The organism is Mesorhizobium sp. WSM4832 (genome assembly GCF_055811115.1).
Genome location: NZ_JBVVQH010000002.1, coordinates 22,186 through 34,723 on the forward strand (window position 1 = coordinate 22,186; position 12,538 = coordinate 34,723).

Below are 12,538 nucleotides of genomic sequence, written 5' to 3' on the forward strand. Positions count from 1 at the left end.
CGCATCCTCTCGATGGCGTTCGCCAGCGCCGGCGCTCTGTCGCTCCAGGGATGCGCAGGCTGGCAGTCGGCCCTCGACCCGAAAGGTCCCGCGGCGAGCGAGCTTGCATGGCTGATCTGGTTCTTCACCGGGCTTTGCGCAGTGGTGTGGGTGCTGGTGATGATCGCCCTCGCTGCACCCCTGATGATGCGCGCGCGCGCGCAGGCAGAGCCGCTCGCGATCGACCCCGGCGCCGACGGCCGAAAGCTGCGCGTGGTGATGACCGCCGTCGGGGTGACCGCCGTGATCCTGGTCGGGCTCACTTTGCTCAGCTTCTTCGCCAACAGGACGCTTGCCGCGATCGGCTCGGATGCCGCGCTGACCATTCGCGTCACAGGTCACCAATGGTGGTGGGAGGTGCGCTATGAGAACGCCACGCCGAGCCGCATCCTCACCACGGCGAACGAGATCCACATTCCCTCCGGCGAGCCTGTGCGGCTGCTGCTGACCTCCACCGATGTGATCCATTCCTTCTGGATCCCCAGCCTTTCCGGCAAGCTCGACCTCATTCCCGGCCACATGAACGTGCTCGACATCAAAGCCGACAAGCCCGGCGTTTACCGTGGCCAGTGCGCCGAGTTCTGCGGTGCGCAGCACGCAAACATGGGGACTTTCATCATCGCCGAGCCGCGAGCAAAGTTCGACACCTGGTGGAATGACCAGCTGCGGCCGGCCGCCGATCCCACAGGTGACGAGGCCAAGGCTGGCGAAGATCTCTTCCAGAGGCGCCCCTGCGTGATGTGTCACAGAATAGGCGGCACGCCTGCCGGAGGAACGGTCGCGCCCGATCTTACCCATATAGCGAGCCGGCAAACCCTGGCCGCCGGAACATTGACGATGAGCCGCGGTAATCTCGCCGCCTGGATAGCCGACCCACAAGGCATCAAGCCCGGGTCCCACATGCCCGTGGTGGAGCTCGACGGCGATGAGCTCAACGCCATAGTCGCCTATCTCGAGGGCCTGAAATGAGCAGCGTGGATCTCACAAGCGAACGCGACCTGCCGCCGGAGCGCGAAACGTCCGCCAAAGGCGATCTCGCACCCGAGCAAGACGGCCCCCGCGACAGCGGCATGGACGATGCCAGTCTGCATCGCTGGCTCGCGCGGACATGGCGCACTCCGCCCGGCATCATCGGCGCGCTGTCGAGCGTCGACCACAAGGTCATCGCACGGCGTTATCTGATCACCGCCTTCGTATTTCTGTGCCTGGGCGGGCTGAACGCCGTCGCCATGCGTATCCAGCTCTCAGGCCCGCAGCGCGGCCTGATTGGACCGGACCTCTACAACCAGCTGTTCACGATGCATGGCGTCACCATGATGTTCCTGTTCGCTGTACCCATCGTGCAGGCAACCGGCATTTATCTGGTGCCGCTGATGGTCGGGACGCGCAACATCGCCTTCCCGCGCCTCAACGCCTTCAGCTACTGGGTCTATCTGTCGGGCGGAGCCTTTGCCTGGATCTGCTTCCTCCTCAACATGGCCCCCGACGTCGGCTGGTTCGCCTATGTGCCGTTGTCCGGGCCTGAATTCGGGCCAGGAAAGCGCGCCGATGTCTGGGCGCAGATGATCACCTATACCGAAGTGTCGTCGCTGGCGGTCGCCGTCGCGACTATCGTGACGGTGCTGAAGCAGCGCGCGCCCGGCATGTCGCTGGACAAAATCCCGCTTTATGTCTGGGCGCTGCTGGTCACCTCCTTCGTCGTCCTCTTCGCCATGCCGGCGGTGATGATCACCTCGACCTTCCTGATCCTCGACCGGCTCGTCGGCACGCATATCTTCAATCCTGCCGAGGGCGGCGACGCTCTGCTGTTCCAGCATCTGTTCTGGTTCTTCGGCCATCCGGAAGTCTACATCATCTTCCTGCCGGCGACGGGCATGGTCTCCGCGATCATTCCCGTCTTCGCTCGGCGTCCGGTGTTTGGCTATCTCGGGCTGGTCCTGTCGCTGATTGCCGTTGGTTTCCTGTCGTTCGGCCTCTGGGTCCATCACATGTTCGCGACGGGATTGCCCAAGCTCGGCGCCAGCTTCTTCACCGCATCGAGCATGATGATCGCCATCCCCAATGGCGTTCAGATCTTCTGCTGGCTGGCGAGTCTCTGGGACGGCAGGCCCGTGATCCGCACGCCGCTGCTGTTCGTATTCGGCTTCTTCTTCATCTTCGTCATCGGCGGCCTTAGCGGCGTCATGCTCGCTTCGGTGCCGCTCGACCTGCAGGTGCACGACACCTATTTCGTCGTCGCCCACTTCCATTACGTGCTGATCGGCGGATCGGTGTTCCCACTGCTTGGAGCTACCTATTTCTGGTTCCCCAAGATCACCGGCCGCATGATGAGCGAGCGCCTCGGGCGCTGGCACTTCTGGCTGGCCTTCATAGGCTTCAACGCAGCCTTTTTTCCGATGCATCTTGTCGGCCTCTGGGGCATGCCGCGCAGGGTCTACACCTATCCTGCCGAACTCGGCTGGGGGAACATCAATCTCCTCATCAGCGCCGGCGCGGTGCTCTTCTTCCTGAGCTTCGTGCTGTTCGCCTTCAATCTCGTGCATGGCGTATTGCGAGGAGTTCCGGCCGGCGATAATCCCTGGGACGCCGGCACGCTTGAATGGGCAACGTCCTCACCGCCGCCCAGCTACAATTTCACGCGTATTCCGGTCGTCACGAATGTCGAGCCGCTCTGGGCGGAACGAGGGACCCTGCCCGTCGCCACCGGGCTTCGCGTCGATGCGCGCGAGTTGCTTATCTCAACCGTGGCGGAAGCCCACCCCGACATTCGCGAGAAATCGGCAACGCCATCGATCTGGCCGCTGCTGGCGGCGATCGCCGTCGGCGGCACCTTCCTCTATTCGATCTTCACGCCCTGGGCGATCGTTTGGGGCGCCGCGCCTATCGCCATTACCCTGATCGGCTGGTTCTGGCCCAAGGGCGATCCGGAGGACGAGGAATGAACCAACGACCGGCCGCAGATCTTTCCGGCCTCCCGACCTTTGGACATGGCCCGCGCAGCCCCACCTGGTGGGGAACGCTCGGCTTCATGGCGCTGGAAGGCACGGGCTTTGCGCTGGCCGCCGGCGCCTACCTTTATCTCGCAACCTTGTGGCCCAACTGGCGTCTAAGCGCCCCGGAGCCGAACCATTGGCCTGGAACGATCGTGACGCTGCTTCTCATCGTCAGCCTGGTGCCGAACCACATCCTCAACGGCTACGCAAAGCAATGCGCCATTGTCCCGGTGCGGATCGGCATGGTGGCGATGTCGCTGCTCGGCCTGGCGCCGCTCATCGTACGCTGGTTCGAGTTTCCCGCACTAAACATCTACTGGGACACGAACGCCTATGGCTCGATGATCTGGATACTGCTCGGCCTGCATACCACGCATTTGATCACCGACGTTGGCGACACGATCGTCCTGACGGTGTTGATGTTCACGCGCCATGGCTACAGCGGCCGACGCTTCGGCGACGTCGGCGACAATGTCTTCTATTGGGATTTCGTCGTGCTGACCTGGATCCCGATCTATCTACTGATTTACTGGTTGCCGAGGCTAGGCTGATGCGTGCGTTGCGAATGGGAACGTCCTGGGGTGGTCTGCTGTCAGGGCCCATGGCTTGGGCGATCTCGACTCAGCTGAACTACGCGCTCGTGCCGTGGCAATGCAACCGCCAGGTGCCGGTCGTGCTTCCGGCGGCGCTGGTGCTCGCCTTGCTTTCTCTGCTCGGCGGTGTCTTGTCATGGCGGGCAAAGCGGCAGGGCGGTGCCGCCTTCAAGCCGAGGCGAACGCGCAGCACCGAGCAGTTCGTTGCCGACCTCGGCATGCTTGCGGCATTGCTGTTTGCCCTCGTCATCATCATGCAAGGCAGCGCGGCGCTCATCCTCGACGAGTGCCTGCGATGAGCTTCGACGCGTTCTTCTCGACCTCGATTTGTTACGGCGCCGGCGCGCCCGAGGCCGGTTGGACGCTTGCATTGCCTATCACGCTTCCCTTGGCCGCAATCGCGCTCGTCTATTGGGCCGGCGCAAGCCGCCTATGGCGTCGCAGCGCTCGCGGCCGCTCCGAGCGGCTTCGACAAGGCCTATTGTTCTGCGCTGGTTGGGGTGTGTTGACGGCAGCGCTGGTCAGTCCGATCCATGCACTTGGCGAACGGGTGTTTGCTGCCCACATGATCGAGCATGAACTGTTGATGGCAGTGACGGCGCCGCTCCTTGTCGCCGCCTGTCCCGGCGCTGCCTTGATATGGGCATTACCGCGCTCGCTTCGCCGGGGGACGGGAAAGCTCACGCGCGGCAGAGTGCTGCAAGCGGTCTGGACCGCTGCCACCCGGCCCCTCAACGCAACGATCATCCACGGCATCGCAATCTGGATCTGGCACATCCCCGTCCTGTTCGAGGCTGCGCTCCGGCAGGGCGTGCTGCATTATGCCCAGCATGCAAGCTTCCTCGGTACCGCCTTGCTGTTCTGGTGGGTGCTCCTGCCGCGCCCCGGTCGGCAGCAAACCTATGGCAGTTGCGTCATGCATCTTTTCTTCACCTCGCTCCATACCGGCCTGCTCGGCGTGCTGCTGCTGATGTCGCCAAAACTCTGGTATCCGGAGAATGCCTCCAACGCCGCACTCTGGGGCCTGACCCCCATCGAGGATCAGCAACTCGCCGGGCTGGTGATGTGGGTTCCGGCTGGCCTGATCTATGGCGGAGCCGCCTTGCTGCTCGCCGGCCTTTGGATAAGCAACAGCGCAACCAGGGAGGCAACAGATGACCTTCGGCCCGGCTAGATCGATCGGGGGCGCGCTTGCCGCGGTCCTGCTGCTAAGCGCAGCAGGCGCGACGGCGACCTTGTGGTCCGAGCGGCTCGATCGCGTCCGGCACGAATCGGACGTCGCGACCGGCGGCGTCGGCGCCCGCGCCATTCCGATCATGACCGCGAACGGCTGCTCCGGCTGCCATATCATTACCGGCGTGCCCGGCGCGCAAGGCCAGGTCGGGCCTCGACTGGATGGCAGCCTTGCTGGCCGCGTCTTTGTGGGCGGCATGCTGGCGAACAATCCCGTGAATCTGATCCGTTGGATACGCTCGGCCAGGGAAATCAATCCGCATACCGCCATGCCGTCAACGAGGATTACCGAGCAGCAGGCGCGAGATATCGCCGCCTACCTCTATGCCCTGAGATGATTCACCCCTCGCCATTGCGCCGGGGCCACGGCGCGGGCAGGAACTGAGGAACCCGCACCGTCTGCGACCGCGGCAGGCTGCCAGTTTCGATCCCGGTCGGAGTCAGCGCTTGGCGCTGTCGGCCTCCGCGCGCGTCAGAAAGGTCTGGGTGACTTGCGCAAGGTTGTCCTTCAGCCACTCGGCCATGGCTTGCTCTTCGCGCAGGTTCTGTTCGCACACTCGTGCGACCTCGCCCTCGCCCACGGCATTGCCCGCGGCGATGAGGATCGTATAGGAGGCAATCTCCATATGTTCGAATGTGTAGCTCGCCAGAGGGCCTTTCATGACCTCATCGCCGGCGAATACGCCGCTGATCGATTGCGCCGTGGCGGTCAGCTTGCCACCTGCGTCCTTCAGCATCGACGACCCTTGACCAGCTTCGTGGAGCGCTGCTTGAACTCCCCCTCCGCGACACGCGGGCTCGGCATGACTTTGCGCACTTCGACGCCGCCCCCGGTGGATTGTCTGCCTTCTGCCATTCGATGCCCCACGCCCGATAGGAGCGGGCCGGGTGCGACAAGAGCTCGACTGCTTTTTCCTTGGCCAGGGCGTGAAGCCGGAGAACCAGACCTGTTCTCTTTGCCACCAGGTCCGCTGCGGCCTGCAAACCACAATCCGGCGCGAGGCGGACGGTTCCCGATGCTAAAGTGGAGAGTAACAGGGCCCACAGATCTCGCCAACGTGTCCTGTGCAAAGCGAGAGATCGTCGAAGCAGTGCTTCATTGCCGCGTGGAGCGAAATGTCGATCTGCAAGTTAGAAGGACAGCACGGAGAGAGCTATGAACCTCAGCGCCTCGGTAGAAGATGAGGGCCGCACCACCCCGACCAGGGAGGCTGCGGATGGACTTGCGCCGGCCCTGGCCCGAAACATCGAAGCGATCGTCGAGCGCCGCAACCGAGATGCGAAGTCAGCCTCGATGGAAGAACGGGTAGCGGCTGGGATCAGTAAGTTCGCCGGCAGCATGATGTTCGTTTACATCCACCTTGGTCTTTTCGGCGCCTGGATAGCCTGCAACATCGGGCCGGTGAGCTTTGTCCGGCCGTGGGATCCGTCCCTGGTGGTCCTGGCGATGTTCGCATCCGTGGAAGCGATCTTCCTCTCCACTTTCGTCCTGATCAACCAGAATCGAATGGCTGCTGCAGATGACGCTCGGGCAGATCTGGATCTTCAGGTCAGCCTGCTTAACGAGCACGAGACGACGAAGCTTATCAAAATGACCGAGCAAATTGCCCGCGCCCTGAATGTCGGCACCGAAACGGACGACGAGTTGACCGAGCTAAAACGCGACGTCGCGCCCGAAGCGGTGCTCGACAAGATCGCCGAGGCGGGCGGCGAGACAAGCTCGAGTTGAATTGGCATCGAAACCACTCCAGCGAAACTCTTGACGCGGCCAAGCCCAAACAAGGCGACCTCCGAAGACCTGAAGACGCCCCCAACGGCTTCAAGCTCTGTTCATCCGAGCCGAATTAAGTCATAAGACGGAAGGACCTCCCGCAACGCAGTTTGCTGAATCCATGGTCCCTCTCATTCCGACGACCGTCGATTCTTGCCCCCCGCACCCCGCACGTCGACGGTCGTCACTTGCTTTACCTGTTCTTGCCCTTCCGGGCGGCCAAGAGCCTGACTGTCCAGGCATGGGCGCATCGCACACACAAGCTGGGCTCCTATGGTAAAATCAACGCGAACAAAAACCGCTCACGCTGACCAAAAAGCCCCTTACATCCCTTGAGCCAGAAAGGGGCTGTCCAAGTGTGCGGCCATCGCAGAGGATTTTACGCGCGGGGGTCCAGCGCCACGCATAAACACCAGCGCGCACAGTGACAAACCTGCCCTGAAAGCTTTCACTCGCGCTGTGCCTACAGACCGAAATCTATCTCAAGGAAGCGACCCGACCGGTTGCTCGCACTATGGTAGCAGCCGCAGTATTCCGCCCTCCCCGCATTAACCGACAAGCCACCGGGCGCGATCATGTTCGGCCCGAAGCGACACGCAGACTGCCTGGCCGGGCATCGCAGTCTAACCCGGCCACTGCGGTCGCACTTCTCAGGCCGCGCAACCAATTTGTCGGGTTCGGCAATGCCTTGGCTGAAAAGCGTACCCCCTTAAGGTCACGATTTCATGGTCTTCCTGAGCTGCTAACGCATTCTTGGTGCAATGCTCATCGAATCGCAGCGTGGAAACGTCCCGAGCCCTTCGTCGTTCGGGTCATAATGGGGTAGTTACGTCACGCTCTACTCTCCTCGCGTGAGATTTGCCGCCTGTCACGCTTGTCTCCACGACGAAGTGGCAGCGCTGCCCGGCGCAGCAAAATCTCTTTGATGTTGGCGTCTTGGGCCAGGCGCTCGGCTTCCGCTTGCGATAGCCCAATCAGCAAACCGTCTCGCGCCTCGGCGGGCAGATCGGTTGATCGGTCATAGACTAGCCATTGGTCAGCGGGATCCATCATGGCGACGAACCTCATCCCGTGTTTCCTCTTTGATAGGGCCGTTATATTTTGCGCGCACCGGCCCATACATCCGTGGCACGAACTCGCGACCCGGCCTCCTGACGCAGAACTTTGCAGGCCGGGTCCTTGCCTCGCTGAAGAGGGGATGGCGAGGCAAGGCGCAAGCATGCGATCACTTCCGATGGCGCGCCCTAACTCAGGTGAATCAGCACCTCGTAATTTTCGGCGATCGTTTGCAGCAATATGCAATAAGGGCTGCGGAAGTCCGGCTGCAGTCATGCCTTGGATGCAGCCTTGAGCTTTCGAAATCTCGGAAGCGAGGGTGAGAAGCGCCTCCGCCGTTTCCTCAGTTGTCCAGCCTTGACTGATTAACGTGGCTATCGGGTCGGCAAACGCCGCCTCAAGAGCCACCACGCAATTCACGTTCCGATCCGGACTGGTTTCCGGAATGGGCGGCGCAACCTGAGCAGTTTGGGACATCCAGAGGAATCGACACAGGGGATAAAGGTTCCCGCTGTTAAGTCTCATTATCACAGCCGTGCATCGGCCAAGCGTGCCCCCGCCTTCGCGTTCGTCGGCTTCAAAGAGAGGTGTGGGCTTTCTTTATTTTAGATTTCACGCAACTAACTTATTTTCCCGGGCATTAATGGGGAAAGCACCGGAGGATGTCCATGCTACATTATAGTGTGCCTCGGGAATTTGAGATCGGTGACGAGGTCGCGTTGACCTGCACCGTGATTACAGTTCTCCCCAGCGGACGTGCCAGAGTAAGCATTCCGTCTTACGGATCTCCTTATTCGGTCGATGCGCCACCTAAAACCCGTGCCGGGGACAAACTTGTTCTTGTTGGAGACATTATCCGCATCGATCGCGAAGCCAATAAATTGGCGGTGAGAATTGACTGCGGCGGCGTGATCACCGTGGGCACGTCAGCCATTGCCCGCGTAAAAAAGCACCGCCAGGTGTCGCGGACTGATGCTCACTGAGGAGCCCCAGGTCGTCCAAGAAGATCATGGCAGCTGCGACGGCTCATCGCTTGGACTTGGCCTCAGCAAAATCCAGCAGATACCCGGTCGGGTGAAGTTTTCTAGCGAACGCCGGCAGCAGTGGGCGCATCGCCACGGCCCATTTGTGTAGAACGCGTCGGATGGCCGCCAGAATGAAGAGGGCGGCGGCGTGAGGGAGTTAGGGCGCTGCAACTTCGGAACAGGCCTACGATTCTTTGCCCGAGCTCTACGACTATGCTTTCGATCAAGGCCGCGACGATTAACTACGTGAAGTCGTTGGCGAAGCAGCTCGGACGACGGCGTGGCCCCGGGACCGATCTGGGCGCCTCTATTGAAAATATGTCACCGATCTGAGGTCCTTCAGGAGACCAGTTCCTTGGCCGCGCGCTACGCCGGCCAAACAGCCGGAAACGCAAGAAGCGGGTCGCAAGGGCTCGCTAACGATTTGCGCCATTGAAGGGGAACGAAGATCGAGGGTTCTCGAGATCACGCAAGGTGACCCTCTCGCGCTCGAATCGCGACACGTTTCGTGTGGAGTGCCAATCATGATCGGCGGGCATATTGCACCTTGTGCATTGCCTAATCGGAGTGGCTCGATTGTGCACCGCGAGCTCGGCGTCGACTGACCCAATTCCCCCTGTAACGCGAGGCATGTCCGTGGCAGAACTCTGGCATGGCACGTCTTGGCCCGCTGCTGGCGTTTTTGGCGCTCTATGCCGTAATGTATGCTGCATTCGGAATAGCGTCCCCGTTCTGGCCAAGGTATTTTGAGTCGCGAGGCCTGACACCTGAAGAGTTGGGCGTTCTGTTCGGGGTAGGCAACGCGGCCCGGCTGATTGCCGGACCGCTCGCCAATCGGATTGCAGATCTTTTCGGCGCTCTCCGCATCTGCCTGGCGGTTTGCATCGGGATCGCAGTGGCAGCGACACTTGGGCTGGCTGGCGTGCAAGGCCTCTTTCTTCTGTTGCTCGTCCATCTGGCCCAGTCAGCCGGGCTGGCGCCGATCACGACCCTCGCCGACGCCCTTGCGGCGCGGGCATCGGTGCGGGAGCCGGGTTTTGAGTACGGTTGGGTGCGAGGTGCGGCATCGGCGGCCTTCGTTGCTGGCACCCTCATGGCTGGCCAGGTGCTCCGAGTTTTCGAGCTGGGCGCGATCATATGGATGTACGCCGCGCTGCTCGCCGCGGCGTTGGCTGCCGCCGCGCTGGTACCGGAATCAGATACTGGCGCCGAACGGGCTTCGGACCCGGTCGGGCAAAGCGTAATCGGCGGGCTGCGCGAGCTGATCAATCTTCCGACGTTCCGGCGCATCGTGGCCATTGCGGCGCTGATCTATGGCAGTCACGCGATGCATGACACCTTCTCGGTCATCCGCTGGACAGCGGCGGGGGTCGGCACGGCGGCGAGCAGCATACTTTGGTCGGAAGCCGTCGCAGCGGAGGTGGTGGTATTCCTTGTGGTCGGGCCGATCCTGCTGCGCCGGCTTGGCGTGGCCGGAGTCGCCGCTCTGGCCGCGGTTGCCGGAATCCTGCGCTGGGTCGTGGAGGCGGAAACGGCGGAGGTCTGGATACTGGCGTTCGTTCAACCGCTTCACGGCATTACCTTCGCACTGCTGCATCTTGCCTGTATGCGTGTTATCGCCAGCAGCGTGCCCGCACATCTTGCCGCCACCGCGCAGGCCCTCTACGCGATAGGCCCCGGCCTCGCCACCGCGGGCCTAGTCTGGGTATCAGGGCAGTTATATGGAGCCTATGGCCCGCCCGGCTTCCTCATGATGGCGGGATTGTGTGCGCTGTCGCTTACGCTAGTGACTGGACTGCGCGAACGAGCCCCATCACCGGATTGATACAAGCACACCTGCCGTATCCCGCCGCTTAAGATCGCGGCCAAGATCGACCATTTTGGAGTGATAAGGGTCGAAACCGCAGGTGCCTCAGCGTTCAGATGTCGAGTTGATAGGCGAGGCCGATGGTCGATGAGCGGCAAAAGGCGGAGCTTTGGGCACACCCGTTCGTCATGGGGAAGATGCCGACGACCTCGATGCGCCCGTTGATCTCGCCGGATTGGTGAAGCTGGGCCTGGTGCTCCTTTGGGAAAGTCAGGTAGGCAGGCACGTCGGGCTCGGCGCTCAGGAGTTCTGTGCACGAGGCCGATTCATGATTGGCTCGACGAACCTTTCGCCGAACAGGACGGCGAACTCGGTGCTGGCCTCGAACCGTTCGCGCGGCAGTTGTTTCCATTCCTCGGCCGCATAGTTCAAAACAAGATACAGCAGCTCATGGCCGCGTCGTTGTGTTTGGAATCTCGTCATGCGACCTGCAAGCGAGCAACAGTGATCCAGGCCTCTATCCGACCTGCGGAGATGAACTCGTGCTGTTCAGACCTGACAGCGCGCCAATCACTGCAGCGGTGACGTCGGCGGTGCGAGCCACCCCCCCAAGGTCCGGACTGAGAAGCTCGCCCCGGCCGGTGACGGTTTCAATCGCTACCATTAGGCGCCGCGCCGCGGCGTGCTCGCCAAGATGATCGAGCATAAGGCTTGCCGTCCAGAACGATCCAAGCGGATTGGCGATGCCCTTACCTGTGATGTCGAATGCCGAGCCATGGATAGGCTCGAACATGGACGGACGGTTGCGCGACGGATCAATGTTCGCGGTTGAGCCGATTCCCAGCGAACCGCCAAGCGCCGACGCCAGATCAGACAGGATGTCGGCATGCAGGTTGGTCGCCAACACAGTGTCGATGCTGCCGGGCTTATTGACCATTCTTTGCGTCATGGCGTCGACCAGCATCCAGTCGACGGTCACCCCTGAGTGGCCGCGGACTACTTCGCGCACAACTTCGTCCCAGAGCACCATGCCATGACGCTGTGCGTTCGATTTGGTTACCACGGTCAGCAGCTTGCGAGGGCGCGAGATGGCAAGATCGCAGGCAAAACGCGCGATACGCTCAATACCGGTGCGAGTGAAAACAGCAACGTCCATGCCGACCTCAAGTGGCCAGCCACGATGGGCGCGACCGCCAATACCGGCATATTCGCCTTCGCTGTTTTCGCGTACGATCACCCAGTCGATCTGTTGGCCAAGCTCTGGCCGCAGCGGGCCGGTCAACCCGGGCAGAAGGCGCGTTGGCCGCACATTTGCATACTGATCGAACCCCTGGCAGATGGCCAGGCGCAAGCCCCACAACGTGATGTCATCGGGGAGGCCCGGGGCGCCTACCGCGCCGAAATAGATTGCGTCGAAGTTCTCGAGCTGCGCGAGGCCGTCCTGCGGCATCATGCGGCCATTGCGGCGATAGTAGTCCGAACCCCAATCGAAGTGCCTGAACTCGAAGGCAAGACCGGATTGTGAGGCGGCCAAGGCCTCCAGCACCTCGATGCCGGCCTCAACTACCTCGGGGCCGATTCCGTCGCCGCCGATCACCGCGATCCTATGCAAGGACATTTTCAGCTTCCTTCTCAACGGCGGCAACGATGGCGCTGGCCATTCGTTGGGTGTTGGTGGTTCCGTATATCGTCAGTTCGGGTCTCTTGCCACGCGAGAGCCGCAATGGTGTCTTCGCCTGATCAGCGACGCGGATGGTCGATGCCACAATTATGGCCGCTCCATCCGTCAGCATCGAGGTGCGTTCAATCACCGCATGGATTGGCCCGATCGTATTCTTCGGCCGACTTGCCCCCATCCGAGGACCATAGACCCGCGGGTATGCGGTTTATGCGTGGCCGCTTTACAGGCGGATTTGGTAGCGCTACCGTTTCAAAGTCGCGTGACCCGGGGGGATCTGGGGGAAGACGTCGCCGACGCCAGTGGTGGATTGCCGCATTGCCGGCATCCGTTTCAAACCACG

At 61.8% G+C, this 12,538-nt stretch carries 15 protein-coding genes; 9 read left to right on the forward strand and 6 right to left on the reverse strand.

Features of this window, described 5'->3' with window-relative positions; translation table 11 throughout:
• The first annotated feature begins 12 nt into the window (after positions 1–12).
• The 6 genes from coxB to AC0L2L_RS03200 are packed head-to-tail and all read left to right on the forward strand — an operon-like array spanning position 13 to position 5,196.
• A complete protein-coding gene (coxB, locus tag AC0L2L_RS03175; protein ID WP_473576627.1) occupies positions 13–1,008 on the forward strand; it encodes a cytochrome c oxidase subunit II in 996 nt (331 codons plus the stop codon).
• Complete coding sequence (gene ctaD / locus AC0L2L_RS03180) at positions 1,005–2,981, forward strand: cytochrome c oxidase subunit I (RefSeq protein ID WP_473576133.1); 1,977 nt, start codon at positions 1,005–1,007, stop codon at positions 2,979–2,981. Before coxB ends, ctaD begins: the two co-directional genes overlap by 4 nt.
• Complete coding sequence (locus AC0L2L_RS03185) at positions 2,978–3,583, forward strand: cytochrome c oxidase subunit 3 (protein WP_473576135.1); 606 nt, start codon at positions 2,978–2,980, stop codon at positions 3,581–3,583. The genes ctaD and AC0L2L_RS03185 overlap by 4 nt, the downstream gene beginning before the upstream one ends.
• Positions 3,583–3,924, forward strand: a complete 342-nt coding sequence (locus AC0L2L_RS03190; protein WP_473576136.1) for a hypothetical protein — start codon at positions 3,583–3,585, stop codon at positions 3,922–3,924. The genes AC0L2L_RS03185 and AC0L2L_RS03190 overlap by 1 nt, the downstream gene beginning before the upstream one ends.
• The gene (locus AC0L2L_RS03195; protein WP_473576137.1) at positions 3,921–4,799 is read left to right on the forward strand and encodes a cytochrome c oxidase assembly protein; all 879 of its coding nucleotides are present in this window, start codon (positions 3,921–3,923) and stop codon (positions 4,797–4,799) included. Before AC0L2L_RS03190 ends, AC0L2L_RS03195 begins: the two co-directional genes overlap by 4 nt.
• Entirely contained in the window at positions 4,780–5,196 is a 417-nt protein-coding gene (locus tag AC0L2L_RS03200; protein ID WP_473576138.1) for a c-type cytochrome, read from the forward strand. Before AC0L2L_RS03195 ends, AC0L2L_RS03200 begins: the two co-directional genes overlap by 20 nt.
• Before the next feature lie 102 nt (positions 5,197–5,298).
• Here AC0L2L_RS03200 and AC0L2L_RS03205 read toward each other — a convergent pair whose 3' ends face one another.
• Positions 5,299–5,847, reverse strand: coding sequence for a DUF892 family protein (locus tag AC0L2L_RS03205; RefSeq protein WP_473576139.1), 549 nt, complete (start codon positions 5,845–5,847; stop codon positions 5,299–5,301).
• Positions 5,848–6,014: 167 nt separating this feature from the next.
• On the opposite strand from AC0L2L_RS03205, the gene AC0L2L_RS03210 reads away from it, so the two are divergent.
• Positions 6,015–6,587, forward strand: a complete 573-nt coding sequence (locus AC0L2L_RS03210; RefSeq protein WP_473576141.1) for a DUF1003 domain-containing protein — start codon at positions 6,015–6,017, stop codon at positions 6,585–6,587.
• Positions 6,588–7,460: 873 nt separating this feature from the next.
• On the opposite strand, the gene AC0L2L_RS03215 is transcribed toward AC0L2L_RS03210, so the two are convergent.
• A complete protein-coding gene (locus AC0L2L_RS03215; protein ID WP_473576142.1) occupies positions 7,461–7,697 on the reverse strand; it encodes a hypothetical protein in 237 nt (78 codons plus the stop codon).
• 656 nt (positions 7,698–8,353) lie between these two features.
• On the opposite strand from AC0L2L_RS03215, the gene AC0L2L_RS03220 reads away from it, so the two are divergent.
• Positions 8,354–8,668, forward strand: a complete 315-nt coding sequence (locus AC0L2L_RS03220; protein ID WP_473576143.1) for a hypothetical protein — start codon at positions 8,354–8,356, stop codon at positions 8,666–8,668.
• Between the two features lie 694 nt (positions 8,669–9,362).
• Positions 9,363–10,535 (forward strand): MFS transporter, encoded by a 1,173-nt coding sequence (locus AC0L2L_RS03225; RefSeq protein ID WP_473576144.1) that lies wholly within the window; start codon positions 9,363–9,365, stop codon positions 10,533–10,535.
• 94 nt (positions 10,536–10,629) lie between these two features.
• On the opposite strand, the gene AC0L2L_RS03230 is transcribed toward AC0L2L_RS03225, so the two are convergent.
• From AC0L2L_RS03230 to AC0L2L_RS03245, 4 genes are read right to left on the reverse strand one after another with little or no spacing between them, the layout of a single operon-like run.
• Positions 10,630–10,803 (reverse strand): hypothetical protein, encoded by a 174-nt coding sequence (locus AC0L2L_RS03230; protein WP_473576659.1) that lies wholly within the window; start codon positions 10,801–10,803, stop codon positions 10,630–10,632.
• Positions 10,804–10,817: 14 nt separating this feature from the next.
• Positions 10,818–11,000, reverse strand: a complete 183-nt coding sequence (locus tag AC0L2L_RS03235) for a hypothetical protein (protein ID WP_473576661.1) — start codon at positions 10,998–11,000, stop codon at positions 10,818–10,820.
• A gap of 34 nt (positions 11,001–11,034) precedes the next feature.
• Positions 11,035–12,135, reverse strand: a complete 1,101-nt coding sequence (locus tag AC0L2L_RS03240) for a tartrate dehydrogenase (RefSeq protein ID WP_473576146.1) — start codon at positions 12,133–12,135, stop codon at positions 11,035–11,037.
• The gene (locus AC0L2L_RS03245; protein ID WP_473576147.1) at positions 12,122–12,328 is read right to left on the reverse strand and encodes a hypothetical protein; all 207 of its coding nucleotides are present in this window, start codon (positions 12,326–12,328) and stop codon (positions 12,122–12,124) included. Before AC0L2L_RS03245 ends, AC0L2L_RS03240 begins: the two co-directional genes overlap by 14 nt.
• Positions 12,329–12,538: the final 210 nt, after the last annotated feature.